Below are 17,867 nucleotides of genomic sequence, written 5' to 3' on the forward strand. Positions count from 1 at the left end.
CGCGCGGCGCGGGTTTTCTTCGCCCCGGACTCCGTACCGGACAGGCATCTTCCGGCGCGCCGAATCGGTGTCGGCGCCATGACGATAGTGTTCCGCTCCAGCGGCTGGGGGGACGCGGAAACCCCCTGTGCGAAATGCGAAAGCGGCATCAGGACATGCGGGGGGGCATGGAGAACAGTCTCGGTTCATCGCGTCGTTCGTTCGACATCTGGAGTGAACTCACCCCGTCCTTCCGCGAAAGCGCCCTGGCCCGTTCGGTCACCGGCGCGCGGAGCGTCCACGACGGAATCAGCGGCTCCAAGGGAACCTGGCGCCCGGTGCGCCCGAGCTTCGTCGACCGGAGCCACTACGACGAACTGGGCCGCGTTTCCGCACGTCTGATGCGGTTGATCCTCGACGCCTGCCGCCGCAGGGCCACCACCGTCGGGGAACTCCAGGACGTGCTGGGGGTGGACGAGGCCGACACCCCGCTGCTGTCGCGCACGGAACTGCTCGGCGACCACCTGCTCGTCGCCGCGCGCCCCGACATCGTCTATCGGTCCGGCGTCCCCAGGTTCGTCGAATTCAATATCGACGGTGCGCTCGGCGGCACACTCCAGGCCGATCTCCTCGCCGCGCGATTTCGCGATCTCTATCGTCCGCTCCTCGGCGGGGACCGTATCGACGCCCCGCCGTCCGCCGTGGATTCCCGCTTCACCGAAATCCGTACGTCACTGGGCCTTTCGGAGGGATCGCGGGTCGCCATTCCCGTGTTCAGCAAGGGCGCGGCACCGGGACTCGAGGACCCCGAGGCCTTTCTCGCCTGGCTGGCCCCGATGTGCGAGAGCGGCCGACAGCACGGCATGGACACCGTCGCCTGTCCGATGGACCGGCTGGAGACCGGCGAGGACGACGTCCTGCTGCTCGACGGGCAGCGGGTGGACGCCGTGTTCCGGCTCTTCCTCAGCGTCGACCAGCCGCCGAGCCGCGGCCTGGACGCCCTGGTCCGCTCCGTGCGGGCCGGCCGGGTGCGGATGCACACGTCCGAGGCGACCTGGCTGCTCAGCGACAAGACCACGATGGCCTGGCTCTGGGCGGACAAGGACGCGCTGCCCGAGGACGACCGGCGGCTGATCGAGCGTCACCTGCCCTGGACGGCCCTGTTCCCCGCGCCCGGCCCCGACGGCGGCACACTGCTGCGGCACGCCCTGGCCCACCGTACGGAGCTGGTCCTCAAGCCCGTCGGCGGCTACGGCGGCGGTGGCGTGGTCCTCGGCCCCGAGGTCCGGGACGAGGAGTGGCGCCGGGCGCTGGAGGACGCCCTGCGGACCGGACGCCACATCCTGCAGACCCATGTGACGCCGGACCGGCTCGCGCTGGACTTCCAGGACCAGGAGACCGGCGCCCTGGAACACGCCGAAGTGCCCTTCGTCGTCGGCCCGTTCCTGTTCGGCGGCGCCCCCTCGGGCGTGCTGGTGCGGCACGGCGTCCCCGGCGGCGGGCCGGTCCTCAACGCCCACCACGGTGCCCTGATGAGCTCCGTGGTGCTGGTGGACCGATGTTGAGTGCCACCCGGAGGGGACGGGACACCCCCGGCAAGGAGCGGCTCGGCCCGCCGTTCCGGCTCTTCCAGTCCGCCGTGGTCTCCTCGGACCTCGCGGACGGCATCTACAAGATCGCGGTCCCGCTGCTGGCCCTCGGGATCAGCCGCTCCGCGGTGGCGGTCGGTGCGGTCGGCCTGGCCGTACGGCTGCCCTGGCTTATCGCCACCCTGCCCGCCGGGGTGCTGGCCGACCGGTACCCGCCCCGCAGCGTCATGCGCTGGGCGTCGGCGGTCCGGCTGCCGCTGGTGGCCGTCATGTGCGCCCTGGCCGCCACCGACCGGCTGCCTCTGTGGGCGCTGGTCGTCACCGCCTTCCTCATCGGCTGCGCGGGCATCTTCGTCGACGTGGCCGCCCAGTCCCAGCTGCCCCGGCTGGTCCCGGTGGGGCAGCTCCCCAAGGCCAACGCCTCCCTCCAGTCCACCCAGATGTTCCTCGCTCAGCTGATCGGCCCGGCCCTCGGCGGCTACGTGGTGGCGCTGGGCTCCGGCGGCGGACTGGCCGCGGTGGTCGCCCTGTACGTGGTCACCGTCTGGGCGCTGGGACTGCTGCCCGCGGCCGTCGCGCAGGCGGCGGCCGGTCACACCCGGCCGGCACCCGAACCGGTCCGGGCGGCCGGGCGCCGTTCGTCGCTCGGATCCCTGGTCGCCGAACTCGGCGAGGGACTGCGCTACTTCCGCGGCCGGGGGGATCTCGCCCGGCTTGCGACGGCCGCCGCCGTCAACAACCTGTCCTACTCGATGTGCCTGACCATGCTGCCGCTGTGGGCGGTGAAGCCCGGACGGCTCGGCCTCTCCGAGACCGGGTACGGGCTCCTGCTCACCTGCCTCGCGGTCGGCAGCGTCCTCGCCGGGCCGATGACCGGACGGATCCTCAAGGCGGTCGGCGACGCGCCGGTCATGCGGTTCGGCGCGCCGCTGCTCGGCTTCTGCTTCCTCGCCCTGGCCGTGCCCGCGGTGCCCGTCGTCGCCCTGGGACTCTTCGTCTACGGGCTGGTGTCCATGGTCTGGAACGTGGCGGTGGTCTCCTACCGTCAGGCGACCATCCCGCTGCCCCTGTTCGGCCGGGTCAACGCCGCCTACCGCTGGCTGACCTGGGGCGTCATCCCGTTCGGCTCGCTGTTCGGCGGCACCCTCGCCGCCACGGCCGGCACCACCTGGGTCTTCCTGACCGCGGGCGCCCTGCCCCTGGTCGCCGCGGCCCTGCTGCCCCCGCCCCGGCCGCGTACGGTCCACGAAGCACCGGCGCCCGACGTGCCGGCGCCCGACGCACCGGCCCGCGAAGCACCGGCGCCCGACGCACCGGCCCGCGGAGCGACGGTGCCCGACGTGCCGGCCGCCGACGTGCCGACCGCCGAAGCGTCGGCCCGCGAAGCGTCGGCTGCGGAAGCGCCGGTCCTCAACGCGTCGGCTGTCGAAGCGTCGGCCGCTGAAGCGCCGACTGCCGAAGCATCGGTGCCTGATGCGCCGGTCCTCAACGCGCCGGGTGACGAGGCACCAGCCCTCGAAGTGTCGGCTCCGGAAGCGCCGTCTCCCGACGCGCCCGCGCGGACCGGTGCGGGTGTCGACGGCCCCGCCGACGTCTCGGCGGGCTTCGGCGCCGAGGCGCCCGTCGGGCAACGCGACCACGCTCCGGGAGTGGCGCGCGGCAGCCGCCCGGGCCCGGACCGACAGGAACCAGCCCTCATCGACGTCCCGGACGCGGCAGCCGCCGACCTGTCCGCCGCACGGGCGGACGCGTCCCGCGCCGCGCGGGACTGACGGGTCCGCCGGACCTCCCCGCGCCCACCACCTCGTACCGCCTTCCCTACCGCAGTCCGCACCGACCACACGGAAATGGTGTCCACGCATGTCGTTCCTGCATGACCTGCTCACGGCGCAGGCCGCCTCGGCCCCGACCCGCACGGCAGCCCTCCTCTCGGACTCGTCGGCCACCTACGGCCAGGTGGAGACGGAGGCGGACCGGATCGCCGCGGCCCTCGCCGCCCGCGGCGTCCGGCCCGGCAGCCGGGTCGGACTGCACATGTCGCGCTCCCTCGCGCTGCTCCCCGCCCTCTTCGGCATCCTGCGCGCCGGCGGCGTCTGCGTCCCGGTAGACCCGGAGGACCCCGCCGAGCGCCGCGCCACCATCCTCGAGTACTCGGGCGCCACGATCCTCGTCACCGAACGCGCCCTCCTCGACGGACCCGCGCCCGAAGGCACCCGGCAGCTCGCCGTCGAGGACCTGCTCGACGAGGCCGCCGAACCGCTCGCCGGACCGGTGGAACTCGCCCCGGACGCCCTCGCGTTCATCTTCTACACCTCCGGTTCCACCGGCACCCCCAAGGGCGTGATGCTCACGCACCGGGCCCTGCTCAGCGGCCAGCGCTGGCTCCAGCGCACCTTCCCGCTCGAACCCGGCGACCGCCAGCTGCTGCGCACCACCCTCAGCATCACCAACCTGGTCCGCGAGGTGTTCTGGCCGGTACTCTCCGGCGGCACCGTGGTCATCGTCCCGCCGGGCGACCACAAGGACCCCGACCGGCTGGTCGAGCTGATCAACAGCGGTTCCGTGACGACGCTGATGGTCGTCCCGGCGCTGCTCTCCGGCATCCTGGAGAACCCCGGCTTCGCCGCCAACACCTCCCTGAAGTACGTCTTCTGCAGCAGCGACGTGATGCCCGGTGCGCTGCCGGAGAAGTACTTCGCCACCGGCCTGTCCGCCCGGCTGTTCAACGTCTACGGACTCACCGAGGCCCTCTACAGCACCTACTGGGAGTGCCTGCCCGGCGCCGTGTACGACGGCTTCGTGCCGGTCGGCCAGCCCGCCGAGCTGACTCCCCGGGTCCTCGACGCCGACCTCAACCCGGTCCCGCCCGGCGAGACGGGCGAGCTGTGCCTGGCCGGCGTGGGCATGGCCGAGGGCTACGACCGGCTGCCCCGGCTCACCGCCGAGAAGTTCGCCGACACCGACGCCGGCCGGGTCTTCCGCACCGGCGACCTGGCCCGGCAGTCCGAGGACGGCCGCCTCGAACTCCTCGGCAGGATGGACGACCAGGTCAAGATCGCCGGCTACCGGGTCGAGCTGGGCGAGGTCGAGGCCCGGCTGCTCGAGGTCCCCGGCGTCACCGGCGCCGTCGCCTCCGGGCTGCGCGGCGCGGGTGGACACCAGCGGCTGGTCGCCCACCTGACCTGCGACGGGGAGCCGCCCACCGCCGCCGCGATCCGCGCCCACCTGACCGACCGGCTGCCGTACTACATGGTCCCGGCCGCCTTCACCGTCATCGACGCGATCCCGCTCACCCACAACGGCAAGGTAGACCGCCGTTCCCTGCACGAACTGCCTGGCGCCCACCTGGAACTGGCCGAGGACTACACGGCCGCGCGCAACGAACTCGAGAGCTACCTGTGCGCGCTGTGGGCCGAGACCCTCGACCTGCCCGCCGTCGGCATCCACGACAACTTCTTCGCGCTGGGCGGCGACTCCATCCAGGGCTTCCTGATCAGCGCCAAGGCCAACCGCGACGGCATCGGCCTGAGCGCCACCCAGGTCTTCGCCACCCCCACCATCGCCGAGACCGCCGCCTTCATGGCGGCACAGGGCGACACCGGCCCCGCCCCGTCGGGCTCCTTCGACGCGCAGGGCTTCACCCTCGCCGACGAGGACCTGGCCGCGGTGCGCGCGGCCGCCGCCGACCCCGACGGCATCGAGACGGTGTACCCGCTCACCGAGATGCAGAAGGGCATGCTGTTCCACTCGCTGCTCGACCCGGACTCCGGGGTCTACTTCGAGCAGTTCCTGTACGCGGTCGACGGCGAGGTCGACCTCGACGCGTACCACCGGGCCTGGCAGCAGGTCGTCGACCGGCACGAGATCCTGCGGGTCTGGATCGCGACCAAGGGCCTGTCCGAACCGCTCCAGGCCGTGCAGCGCACCGCCGAGCTGGGCTGGACCGTCCTGGACTGGTCCGACCGCACCGAGGCCGAGCAGCGGGAGCTGCTGGAGCGTTACCTCGACGAGGACCGGCGCCGCGGCTTCCCCTACGACCGGGCGCCCCTGTTCCGGCTGACCATGGTCCGGCTCGGCGCCACCACGTACAAGCTGGTGATGAGCTACCACCACCTGATCCTCGACGCGTGGTCGCTCTTCGTCCTGCTGCGCGACTCCCTGGAGATCTACCACTCCGGTCTCGAAGGACGGCTGCCCGAGCTGCGTCCGACGCGTTCCTTCGGCGACTACGTGTCCTTCCTGGAGCACGAGGACATCGAGGGCGCCCGGGACTACTGGCTGGAGCGGCTGGCCGGCTTCCGCCGTCCGACCGTCATCGGCCGCTCCGCGCAGCTCGGCCTCTCCGCCAGCTCGCAGGAGATGCACGCCGAGGCCCGCCTCGACCTCGGCGAGGAGCTGACCGAGCGGCTGCTCGCGTACGGCCGCGCCAACCAGCTGACCCTGAACTCCCTGGTGCAGGGCGCCTGGGCCGTGGTCGTGGGCGGGTGCAGCGGCCAGGACGACGTCTGCTTCGGCATCACCATCACCCACCGCCCGGTGGGGCTGGCCGGGGTCGAGGACATCGTCGGCATCTTCATCAACAGCCTCCCGATGCGGGTGAACCTGGAGCCCGAGCAGCCCGTCGGCCGCTGGCTCCAGCAGATCCAGCGCACCCAGGTCGCCGCCCGCTCCCACGACCACTACCCGCTGCCGCTGATCCAGCAGCGCACCGACCTGCCCAGCGGCCAGCCCCTGTTCGAGTCGCTGCTGATCTTCGAGAACTTCCCCCGGGGCACCGGCTGGACCGGCCGCGGCGGCCTCGACGTGCGCCAGGAGCGCTACGTCGGCTGGACCAACTACCCCTTCGCCATCGAGGCGATGCCCGAGGAGCAGCTCTTCTTCCAGGTCAAGTACGACCTGGCGTTCTTCGACGCGGAGTCGGTGGAGCGCATCCTGGGCGCCTTCCGCGGCGTTCTGGAGGCCATCGCCGACGGCGGCACCATCCCGGTGGGCAAGCTCGCCGAGCACATCGCGGCGAACCGGCCCGGCCCGGCGGCCGAACCCCGGCCCGCGGACACCGGTGCGCGGGCACTGTTCCCGGCCCGCGGCACCGCCGCGACCGCCGGGGTCACCACGGCCCCCACCACCGAGGACGAGATCGCGCTGGCCGCGATCTGGGCGCAGGTGCTCCAGGTCGAACAGGTGGACATCCACACGCCGTTCCTGGCGCTGGGCGGTTCCTCGCTGGCGGCCATGCGGCTGGTGGCCCTCGCCCAGGCGGAGGGCTTCGACTTCGAACTGAGCGAACTCTTCGCCGAGGACGGCACCGTCCACCGGCTCGCCGCGGACGCGGACGCGGACGGGGACGGGGACGGGGACGGGGACGGCGGCACCGGACGGTAACGACACCCGGGCGAAGGTGGTGGCCCCGTCGCGGGCGGGGCCACCACAGGGGCGACGACGGACACAGGTCGGAAGGGTACGGCGAGGTGGAAGACACACAACGGGGTACGGGGGAGCGGGACACGCTCGCGCTTCTTCGCGAACTGGCCGAGCAGGGCGTCACGGTGCGCTCCCGCCGCGGCAGACTGTCCGTCGACGCCCCGCCGGACGCCCCTCGGGAGCTCCTCGACCGCCTCACGGCCGCGAAGGAGCCGGTCCTCGCGGCGATCATCGCCCACCCCGGCCTGCCCGGCCCCCGGGTCGCCGCCGCGGACCCGGAGCCCCGGCCGTCCGGGCGCCCCTTCCCGGTGACCGACCTCCAGAGCGCCTACCAGGTCGGCGAGTGGGACTTCCCCGAACTGGCCACCCCGGCCTACATCGCCCACGGCTTCGAGGTACCGGGCCTCGACACCGAGCGCTGGCGCGGCGCGCTGCGCACGGTCCTCACCCGGCACGAGATGCTCCGCGCGGCGGTCGGCCCGGACGGCCGCCAGCGGGTCGTCCCACTCGACGACGGCTGGGGCCCGGCCCCGGTCGACTGGAGCCACCTCGACGCCGCCGAGGCCCGCGCGGCCTTCCACCGGGAACGGGAGACGGCGGCCGCGCTCCTGCCCGGCCTGGCGGACGGCCCCCAACTGGGCTGCGCGGTCTACTCCGCCCGGGGCACCACCTTCGTCCTGCTGTGCCTGCGGCTGTTCGTCCTGGACGCCCGCTCCATCGGCCTGCTCTGCCGCGACCTGGCCGACGCCTACGAGGGGCGGGCGTTCGCCGGCCCGCCCGTGGAGCCCGGGTACTTCGCCCGGTACACCGAGGGGCTCGCCGCCCACCGGGACAGCCAGGCCCACCGCAACGCGGTCGCGCACTGGCAGCGCCGGACGCCCACCCTGCCGGGACCGCCGACCCCGCCCACCCTGTCCCGTCCGGCCCGGGCCCGCTTCGCGCGGGTCCGACACCGGCTGCCCGCGCCGGTGTGGGCGGCGCTGCGCGAACGGGCCCGCGGCGCCGGTCTGTCGGCCAACTCCGTGCTGTGCGCCGCCTACGCCGAGGTGCTGCGCCGCTGGTCGGGCCGGCCCTCCTTCACCCTCACCGTCCTCGTCGCCACCCGCGCCATGCTGGCGGCCGACCCGAACGGCACCGACCCGAACGGCACCGCATCGGCACCGGCCGCGTGCGTGGGGAACTTCGGCAGCACGCTGCTGCTGGAGTGCGACGGCACCGGCGCCACCTTCGCCGAGCGCGCCGGAGCCCTGCAACGGCGGCTGATGGCGGACCTGCCGCACACGTGGCTGTCGGGGGTGGAGGTGGCCCGCCGGGCCCGCCGGGAGAGCCCCGGCGCCGCGGTGGGCAGCCCGTTCGTCTTCGCCTCGGGACTCGACGACGCGGCGTCCGACACGCTGCCCCCGCACCTGCGGGCCGAGGGATGGGAGCTGGTCTTCAAGTCCATGCACACCCCGCAGGTCCTCCTCGACCACCAGGTCTCCGAGGAGGACGGGGAACTCGTCTGCACCTTCGACCACGTGGCCGAGGCCTTCCCCGAGGGCCTGGTGGACGAACTGGCGGCGGCCCACGCCGACCTGCTGCGCCGCCTGGCCGGGGACGACACCCCCTGGACCGCCCCGCACCCGCCACCGCTGCCCGAGGCACTCCTGGCCGCGCGCACCGCCGCCAACCGGACCGCGCGCGACCTCCCGGGCGGCGGGGTCCTGGACGGGCTGCGCGAGGGCGCCGCCCACACCCCCGACCGCGTCGCCCTGCACGGTGCGGACGGGACGACCACCTACCGCGAGGCCGCGGACCGGGTGGGGCGTACGGCCGCCGCGCTGACCGCCTCCGGGGCGGCACCCGGCGAACTCGTCGGCGTGCTGGCGCGCAAGAGCCCCGGCCAGTACCTCGCCGCGCTCTCGGTCGTCGCGGCCGGCGGTGCCTACGTGCCGCTCGGCGTCGACTGGCCGCCCGCCCGGCTCGACGCGCTGCTCGCCCGGCACGGCATCGACAGGGTGCTGGCCGACGCCGAGGGGGCACGGCTCCTCGCGCAGCTGGAACGGCCCGTCCACGTGCTCGCTCTCGACGCCCCCGGGGACCCCGGCGAGCCCCTGCCGCTGCCGGTGCCCGCCCTCGACGACCTCGCGTACGTCATCTTCACCTCGGGCTCCACCGGCACCCCCAAGGGCGTCGCGATCCCGCACGGCGGGCTGCTCAACACCGTCCAGGACATGGTGGAGCGCTTCGGCGTCGGCCCGGACGACCGGCTGCTGTCGCTGTCCGAACTGCACTTCGACCTCTCGGCCTTCGACCTGTTCGGCGCCCTGTGCGCCGGCGCCACCGTCGTCGTGCCGCCCTGCGCCGCCCGCCCCGACCCCGACCTGTGGGCACACTGGGTGCGGCACAGCGGCGCCACCGTGTGGAACACCGTCCCGGCGCTCCTCGACATGCTCCTCGACCACCTCGGCGACGAACGCGCCGCCGAAGTCCTGGGCGGGCTGCGGCTGGTCCTGCTCAGCGGCGACTGGATCCCCCTGGGCCTGCCCGACCGCGTCCGGCGGGCCGCGCCCAAGGCCGAGGTGGTCGCCCTGGGCGGCGCCACCGAGGCGTCCATCTGGTCCAACTACCACGTCGTGGACCGGATCGACCCGTCCTGGAAGTCCGTGCCGTACGGGCTGCCCCTCGCCAACCAGCGCTACCACGTCCTCGACGCGGACGCGGGCTTCGCGGACGTGCCCCACTGGGTGCCCGGCGAACTCTTCATCGCCGGTGACGGCCTGGCCACGGCGTACTACGGGCAGCCCGAACTGACCGCGGCCCGCTTCCCCACCCACCCCCGCACCGGCGAGCGCCTGTACCGCACCGGCGACCACGCCCGCTACCGGCCCGACGGCACCCTGGAGTTCCTCGGCCGCCTCGACAGCCAGGCCAAGGTGCGCGGCTACCGGGTGGACCTCCTGGAGGTCGAGCAGCAGCTGGCGGCGCAGCCCGGTGTCCGGGCCGCGGCCTGCGTCGTCACCGGCACCGGTGCCGCCGCCCGCCTCATCGCCTTCCTCGTCGCCGAGGAAGGCGGCGGTCCGGGCACCGAAGGCGAGCCGGTCCCCGGTCCCGCGGCGCTGCGCGCCCGGCTGGGCACCACCCTGCCCTCGTACGCGGTGCCCAGCGCCTTCCGCACCGTCGCCGCCCTCCCGCTGACCGCCAACGGCAAGCGCGACGCCCGCGCCCTCCTCGCCCTCGCCGAGGAACACGCGGCGGGCACCGGGGGCGGCGGAGGGCACGCCGACCGGGGAGCCGCGTCCGGCCGGGCGCCGCGCACCGGGCGGGAGTCGGCGCTGGCCCGGCTGTGGCAGGAGGTGTGCGGCACCGCCGTCCGGTCGGTCGACGACGACTTCTTCGCCAGCGGCGGCAGCTCGGTCTCGGCGGTGCGCCTGGTCCGCCGGATCGAGGAGGAGTTCGGCGTCCGGCTGCCGCTGTCCAGCCTCTTCGAGGCGAGCACCGTCGCACAGCAGGACGCGCTGCTCGACCGGCACGTCGACACCCTGCTCGTGCCGGTCAGACCCGGCGACGGGGCGGCGGTGGTCCTGGTCCACCCGGTGGGCGGACACCTCCTCGGCTACCGCGCCCTGATCGACGCGCTGCCCGCCCCGTACGCGGTGTACGGGTTGCAGGCCCCGCCCACCGGCCGGCTCCCCGCGACCCTGCCCGAACTGGCGGCGCAGTACGCGCGGGCGGTCGCTGCCCTCGGGCGGCCCGTCCACCTCCTCGGCTGGTCGATGGGCGGCGTCCTCGCCGCGGAGACCGCCCGCCGCACCGACCTCGTCCAACCCCTCTCACTGACCCTCATCGACAGCTTCGTGGCCGCCACCGACGGCGCGGACCTGGACGAACGGGCCGCCGCTGCCGGGTTCTTCACCGACTACCTCGGCCAGCGGGACGGCGCCGCGCCGATCGCCGTACCCGCCGGCCACCCGGACCCCTTCGGACGCCTCGCCGCCACCCACCTGCCCCAGGAGCCGGCCGAGTCCCTGCGCGGTCTCTACGAGCAGTACCGCGCCCTGTACCGGCTGCTGCTCGACCACCGCCCGCGGCCCCTGCCGCAGGACTGCCCGCTCCTGGTCGTACCGGCCGAGCGGGAACGACCGGACGCCTTCGGGGGCCTGACGCCGCTGCACCTCCACCCGGCCGGTCTCGTCCCGCCCGGCGCGCGGATCGCCCCCCTGCCCGAGACGCACTACTCCGTGGTCCGCGACGGTGCCGCCCGGCGGCTCGCGGAACTCTTTCACACCCGTACAGCGAAGGGATCGGCATGACGAGCAGAACGATCAAGGACATCGTGGTCCTCGGCGAGTCCGAGCCGGAGAACGTGCGCCAGGTGCGCAAGGGCCCGGACCGCTGGATCTCCGGCGAGCTGGCCATCACCAACACCCTGCACTTCACCAGCCCCGACGGGGCCTTCACCTCGGGCATCTGGGAGAGCACCCCGGGCAAGTTCCGCGCCGTGTACGAGGAGGACGAGTTCTACCACATGCTCCACGGCCGGGTGGTCATCGCCGACGACGACGGCAACGCCCGCACCTTCGTCCCCGGCGACACCATCGTCGTCCCCGCCGGATTCACCGGCACCTGGGAGGTCCTGGAGCCCACCAAGAAGTTCTACGCCCACTACCGGCCGCTGGACGACGAGCGCACCGGCCCCGCCGTCCAGGCCGGCTGACCCGGCGGAGAGGAACACCATGACCACTGCCCCGCGCGGGGGACACCCGCACCACCGGCTGCTCGGCGTCGGCTACGGGCCCTCGCACCTGTCCATGAGCGCGCTCCACGCCTCGGCCGGCCCGGCCGCCGCCGGGACGTCCCTGCACTTCCTGGAGTCCAGGGACGCCTTCTCCTGGCACCCCGACATGCTGCTGCCCGGCGCCCGTATGCAGGTCGCCTTCCTGAAGGACCTGGTGACCCCCAGGGACCCGACCAGCCCGTACAGCTTCGCCAACTATCTGGTCTCCCAAGGCAGACTGGAGCCCTTCCTCAACCTGGGCACCCTCAACCCGACCCGGCGCGAGTACGTCGACTACTTCCGCTGGGCGGCCGACCGGCTCGCCGGCTACGTCACCTACGGCAGCACCGCCGAGGCGATCCGCCCGGTGACCGGCACCGACGGACGGGTCACCCGCCTGGAGGTGGACCACCGCGGCCCGGACGGTACCCGGCACACGGTCTCCGCCGACCACGTGTCCCTGGCACCGGGCGGCACCCCGATCGTCCCGCCCGGCGTCGAGCCCGGCACCCTCCGGGACGGCACCGTCCTGCACAGCAGCTCCTTCCTGGGCGGCATCCGGCCCTTCCACGACCGCGGCCGCGAACTGCCCTTCCGCTTCCTGGTGGTGGGCGCCGGACAGAGCGCGGCGGAGATCTTCCAGTACCTGGCCGGCGAGTTCCCGGCGGCGGACGTCACCCTGGCGCACCGCGGGTTCGCGCTGATGCCCGCCAACAGCAGCGCCCTGGCCAACGCCATCTTCGACCCGGCCTCCGTCGACCTGTTCCACGGCGCCGGCCCCGAACGCCGCCGCGGCATCCTCGCGGAGCTGAAGGCCACCAACTACGCCGCCGTCGACGACGAGGACATCACCGCCGTCGCCGAACTCCTCTACGACCAGCAGGTGCACGGCGGGCAGCGGCTGCGCCTGAGCCGGTTCACCGAACTGACCGGTGCCCGCGCCGAGGACGGCCTGGTCACCGCCACCCTGCGCGACCTGCTCACCGGCGAGGAACGCGGCGAGCGCCACGACGCGGTCGTACTGGCCACCGGCTACGACTTCCGCGAGGCGCGCGGCCTGCTGACCGGCGTCGACCCGTACCTGCTCAGGGACGGGGACGGCGAACTGCTCGTCGACCGCGACTACTCGGTACGCACCGACGAGGGCTTCGCACCGCGGATCTTCCTGCACGGCGCCGCCGAACACACCCACGGCCTGACCAGCACCCTGCTCTCGCTGCTCGCCCACCGCGCCGGAGACATCCTCGACGCCGTCCTCGACACCCCGGCCGCCGGCCACCAAGACCTCGCCACCCCACTGCTCGAAGGAGTCCACGCATGAGCGGCATCCGGATCCAGCGGCGGGCCGACGCCCTCGTCAAGGAGGAGTACGGCTGCGCGTTCCGCCGCATCCTGCCCTGGGAGTCCAGCGGACCCTCGGACACCGGCATGGGCGTGTGCACCGTCGCGCCCGGTACGGCCACCACCCCGCACTCCCACGAGGACCACGAGCACTTCTACGTGGTGCGCGGCAGCGGCCACGCCGAGGTCGACGGGGAGCGTACGCGGATCGCCGCGGGCGACGCCCTGGTGGTCGGCGCCCACCAGCGCCACCACTTCGAGAACGCCTCGGACACCGAGGAACTGGAGATGGTGTCGGTCTGGTCCCTCGGCCCCTTCGGTGCCGCCCCGGCCGCCGGGCAGGACCACGAGGAGGACCGATGACACCGGCCCCGCGCCGCTTCCTGGTCACCGCCACGCCCCCCACCACCAACGGCGACCTGCACGTCGGCCACCTCTCCGGGCCCTACCTGGGCGCCGACGTGTTCAGCCGCGCCCAGCGGATGCTGGGACACACCGTCCTGTACGCGTCCGGCGGCGACGACCACCAGACGTACGTGGTCACCACGGCCGAGCGGCTGGGCCTGGACCCGGTGGAGCTGGCGGCGCGCTGCAACCGCGAGATCGTCGGCACGCTGGAACTCGCCGGCATCGACATCGACGCGTTCACCAGCCCCGACGACGCCTACCGCGCCGAGGTGCGGGAGTTCTTCACCGGCCTGCACCGGGCGGGCCGGCTCAAGACCCGCACCTGGACCTTCCCGTACTGCGGGCGGACCGGCCGCTACCTCCTGGAGGCCTTCGCCACCGGGTACTGCCCCGAGTGCCTGGTCGGCACCTGCGGCGCGATCTGCGAGAACTGCGGCCACCCCAACGACGTCGACTCCCTGCTCTTCCCCACGAGCACCGGCGCCGGGCCCGCCACCTCCACCACCCAGCCGCGCGAGACGGAGATCCTGGTCCTGCCGCTGGAGGAGTACCGGGAGGAGTTCACCGAGTTCTACCGGGCCCGGCGGGCCACGATGCGCCCGCACGTGCTGCGCTTCGTCGACGAGATGCTCTCCCGGCCGCTGCCCGACTTCCCGGTCAGCTACCCGGCCGACTGGGGCATCCCGGTCGGCATCGACGGCTTCGACGGCCAGGTCTTCAACGTGTGGGCCGAGATGCTGCCGGGCCTGAGGCACATGGCGGAGGCCGCGCGGGCCCGGCGCAGCCCCGCGACGCCCCCCGACGTGTGGGCCGCGGACTCGGGCTTCGAACTCGTGCAGTTCCTGGGGTACGACAACACGTTCTACTTCGCCTTCGCCCATCTCGGGCTCACCTTCGCGCACGGCGGACTGACCGAGCCGGCCGCGATCGTGACCAACGAGTTCTACCACCTGGACGGGGCCAAGTTCTCCACCAGCCGCCGCCACCTCGTGTGGGCCCGGGACCTGGTGGGCAAGTACGGCGCGGACAACGTGCGCTTCCACCTCGCGCTCGGCAACCCGGAGCACCAGCCCGCCAACTTCACCGAGGCGGACTTCCTGGACACCGTACGCACCCGGCTGCACCAGCCGCTCCAGAGCGTCGCGGCGGCCCTGGCCCCGCACACCGGGCGGCCCGTGACGGCCGGGCCGAGGACCGAGGCGCTCCTGGACCGGTACCGCGACCGGATGCGGCGGGCCTACACGCTGGAGACCTTCTCGATGCGGCAGGCCGCCGAGACCACCGCGAACCTGCTCGCGCTGCTCGCCGCCAGGGCGCCGGACGACCCCGGGCTCGCCGTCGCCGGTCTGCGGGCCGCCGCCGGGCAAGCCGCGCCCCTGGTGCCCGGCCTCGCCGCCGCCGTCGAGGCCCGGTACACGGCCGCGGCGCCGGGCACCGTGCCGGATCTGGCCGACCTCCTGCCCGTCACCCTCTGACCGCACCGCTGCGACCACCCCGCTTCCACCCCACCGTTTCCACCCCACCGCTTCCACCCCACCGTTTCCACCCCACCGTTTCGACCACCGCCCGGGCGGCCCGCGCCGCCCCGGCCCTCCCCCTCCCGCGACCCCGAGGCAGAACCCATGCACATCGCGTTCGTCGACTCCAACCCCGCCGCGCTCGAAGCCATTCGGCTGGCCAAGGAGGCCGGTCACCGGGTGACCTACCTCCAGTCCGCCGACCCGTTCTATCCGCCCACCGAGAAGAACCTGCGGATCGTCGCCTCGGTGGACCACCTGGTCGACAACCTCGTCACCACCGACGCCGAGACCGTCACCCGGGTCCTCGCCGCCCGCCACGCGGCCGACCCCATCGACGTGGTCACCGCCCAGCTGGAGCTGAGCGCCGAGGCCGTCGCCGTCGCCTGCCGGGAACTGGGCCTGCGCGGCACGGCGACCGAGGGCGTCCTCACCGCCCGCCGCAAGGACCGGTGCCGGGCCGCCCTGGACAAGGCCGGGCTCGCCTCCGCGCGCCACGCCCTGGCCGGGACCGAGGAGGCGGCGCTGGCCGCGGCCGCGGAGATCGGCTACCCGGTCATCCTCAAGCCGCCGTCGGGAGCGGACAGTCTGCTCTCCTACGTGGCCACCAACCCCGAGGAGGCCGCCGCCGGCTGCCGCGGGGTACTGACCGGACTGGACGCGGTGCCCGTGCAGTGGCACGAGCAGTTCACCCGCGGCATCCTCGTCGAGGAGTACCTGGTCGGCACCCTGGTCTCGGTCGAACTGGGCGCCAGGGACGGTGAGTTCTTCCCGTTCGCGGTGTCCGGGCGGTTCCGCTGGGCCGAGGACGAGGTGGTGGAGCTGGGCTCCTACATCCCCGCGGCGCTCTCCGAGGAGCAGACCGGGGCCTGCGTCGCCTACGCCGCCGACGTGTGCCGGGCGATCGGCCTGGACCTGGGCGTCTTCCACCTGGAGATCATGGTGACCGAGCGCGGGCCGGTCCTGGTCGAGGTCAACCCCCGGGTCATGGGCGGCGCCCTGCCCACCATCTACCGGCACGCCACCGGCACCGACATCTTCTTGGGACTGCTGGCGATCCTGGAACCCGGCGCCGAGGTGCCACTGCCCGGCACGCTCGACGGCTGCGTCGGCGGACGCAAGGTGATGGCCCGCGACGGCGGCACCCTCGCCCCCGGCGCCTCGCTGGACTGGATCGCCGACCGGCCCGGTGTCCTGGAGGTCGTCGGCTTCGACAGCTACGGCACCGGACCCGGCCGGACGGTGGCCGCCGGACAGGTCGTGGCCCGCTTCATGCTGCGCGGGCCGGACCATCCGTCCGTGGTTCGGACGGCCGAGCAGATCCTGCGCCGTTTGGAAGAAGATCTCGGTGTTGCCCTGATGATCGGCGAGAAGGACTGACCATGACCTCCCCATCCGCCCCTTCCCCCGCCGGGCATCCCCGCCTGCCCGGCGCCCTGGACGGCCCCCGGCTCGCCGCCGCGGCCGCCGAGCACGGCACCCCGCTGTGGCTGTACGACGCCGCGACGATCCGCGCCCAGATCGACCGGCTGCGCCGCTTCGACGTCATCCGCTACGCGCAGAAGGCCTGCTCCAACCTGCACATCCTGCGCCTGATGCGCGAGGAGGGCGTCCACGTCGACGCCGTGTCGGAGGGTGAGATCGAGCGGGCCCTCGCCGCCGGCTACCGGGTCGGCGGGGACGACGAGCCGATCGTCTTCACCGCCGACCTGCTGAACCGCTCCACGCTGCGCCGGGTGGTCGAGCTGGGCATCCCCGTCAACGCGGGCTCCCCGCAGATGCTGGACCAGGTGGGCCGGGCGGCCCCCGGTCACCCGGTGTGGATCCGGATCAACCCGGGCTTCGGGCACGGCCACAGCCGCAAGACCAACACCGGCGGCGAGCACAGCAAGCACGGCATCTGGCACGAGCACCTCGAAGAGAGCCTCGCACTGGTCGACCGGCACGGGCTCGACCTGGTCGGCCTGCACATGCACATCGGCTCCGGGGTGGACTACGGTCACCTGGAGTCGGTCTGCGAGACCATGGTCAAGCAGGTCAGGATGGCCGGGCGGGACATCCGCGCCATCTCCGCCGGCGGCGGCCTCTCCGTGCCGTACACCCCGGGCGACCCGGAGATCGACACCGACCGCTACTTCGAACTCTGGGACGCCGCACGCCGGGAGCTGGTCTCCGAACTCGGCCACCCGGTGCGGCTGGAGATCGAGCCCGGACGCTTCCTGGTGGCCGGCTCCGGCGTCCTGGTCGCCGAGGTGCGGGCTCACAAGCCCGTGGGCAGCAACTACTTCGTCCTGGTCGACGCCGGGTTCAACGACCTGATGCGGCCCGCGATGTACGGCAGCAACCACCGCGTCTCGGTGCTCGACGCCGACGGCACCCCGCGCGCCGCCGACGCCCGCGACACCGTCCTGGCCGGACCGCTGTGCGAGTCGGGGGACGTCTTCACCCAGGTCGAGGGCGGGGACGTGGAACCGGTGCCGCTGCCCCGCACCGACGTCGGCGACCTGGTGGTCTTCCACGACGCCGGCGCCTACGGCGCGAGCATGTCGTCCACCTACAACTCCCGGCCGCTCATCCCCGAGGTCCTGGTCGACGGCGCCGAGACCCGCCTGATCCGCCGCCGCCAGACGGTCGCCGAACTGCTGGCGCCCGAGCTCGACGCCCTGCCCGGGGCCGGACCGGGCGGCCTTCACCCCGGAGCGTGACCGGAGTCCTGCCTGGCCCGGGGCCGGGCTGCCGCAGCCCAGTACTGGTCGTTCGGGCACCTCACGTGCGGGGGCCCAAGGAGGGTGCCGGGCTGCGCGAGGGCGGCCACAGAGTACCTGCATGGGATTTTCCGCGCCCGCGCCCGCACTC

The 17,867-nt window shown here is 73.7% G+C and carries 10 protein-coding genes; all 10 read left to right on the forward strand.

Annotation, left to right across the window (positions count from 1 at the left end):
• Positions 1–167: 167 nt before the first annotated feature.
• The 10 genes from ACFYZ3_RS30025 (at position 168) to lysA (ending at position 17,716) form a co-directional block, all read left to right on the forward strand.
• The gene (locus tag ACFYZ3_RS30025) at positions 168–1,544 is read left to right on the forward strand and encodes a hypothetical protein (protein WP_388524132.1); all 1,377 of its coding nucleotides are present in this window, start codon (positions 168–170) and stop codon (positions 1,542–1,544) included.
• Positions 1,538–3,340 (forward strand): MFS transporter, encoded by a 1,803-nt coding sequence (locus ACFYZ3_RS30030; RefSeq protein WP_388524135.1) that lies wholly within the window; start codon positions 1,538–1,540, stop codon positions 3,338–3,340. The genes ACFYZ3_RS30025 and ACFYZ3_RS30030 overlap by 7 nt, the downstream gene beginning before the upstream one ends.
• Positions 3,341–3,428: 88 nt before the next feature.
• Entirely contained in the window at positions 3,429–6,950 is a 3,522-nt protein-coding gene (locus ACFYZ3_RS30035) for an amino acid adenylation domain-containing protein (protein ID WP_388524138.1), read from the forward strand.
• Positions 6,951–7,036: 86 nt separating this feature from the next.
• The gene (locus ACFYZ3_RS30040) at positions 7,037–11,281 is read left to right on the forward strand and encodes an amino acid adenylation domain-containing protein (protein ID WP_388524141.1); all 4,245 of its coding nucleotides are present in this window, start codon (positions 7,037–7,039) and stop codon (positions 11,279–11,281) included.
• Positions 11,278–11,685 carry a cupin domain-containing protein gene (locus ACFYZ3_RS30045; protein WP_388524144.1) on the forward strand — a complete coding sequence of 136 codons (408 nt, stop codon included), beginning with the start codon at positions 11,278–11,280 and terminating at the stop codon, positions 11,683–11,685. Before ACFYZ3_RS30040 ends, ACFYZ3_RS30045 begins: the two co-directional genes overlap by 4 nt.
• Before the next feature lie 19 nt (positions 11,686–11,704).
• Complete coding sequence (locus tag ACFYZ3_RS30050; RefSeq protein WP_388524147.1) at positions 11,705–13,066, forward strand: lysine N(6)-hydroxylase/L-ornithine N(5)-oxygenase family protein; 1,362 nt, start codon at positions 11,705–11,707, stop codon at positions 13,064–13,066.
• Entirely contained in the window at positions 13,063–13,449 is a 387-nt protein-coding gene (locus ACFYZ3_RS30055; RefSeq protein WP_388524150.1) for a cupin domain-containing protein, read from the forward strand. Before ACFYZ3_RS30050 ends, ACFYZ3_RS30055 begins: the two co-directional genes overlap by 4 nt.
• Positions 13,446–14,969: a class I tRNA ligase family protein gene (locus ACFYZ3_RS30060; RefSeq protein WP_388524153.1), complete on the forward strand. Its 1,524-nt coding sequence runs from the start codon at positions 13,446–13,448 to the stop codon at positions 14,967–14,969. The genes ACFYZ3_RS30055 and ACFYZ3_RS30060 overlap by 4 nt, the downstream gene beginning before the upstream one ends.
• Positions 14,970–15,116: 147 nt before the next feature.
• Entirely contained in the window at positions 15,117–16,391 is a 1,275-nt protein-coding gene (locus ACFYZ3_RS30065) for an acetyl-CoA carboxylase biotin carboxylase subunit family protein (RefSeq protein ID WP_388524156.1), read from the forward strand.
• A gap of 2 nt (positions 16,392–16,393) precedes the next feature.
• Entirely contained in the window at positions 16,394–17,716 is a 1,323-nt protein-coding gene (gene lysA / locus ACFYZ3_RS30070) for a diaminopimelate decarboxylase (RefSeq protein ID WP_388524159.1), read from the forward strand.
• Positions 17,717–17,867 lie beyond the last annotated feature (151 nt).

The sequence above is a fragment of the Streptomyces sp. NPDC001599 genome (assembly GCF_042893535.1).
GTDB lineage: Bacteria > Actinomycetota > Actinomycetes > Streptomycetales > Streptomycetaceae > Streptomyces.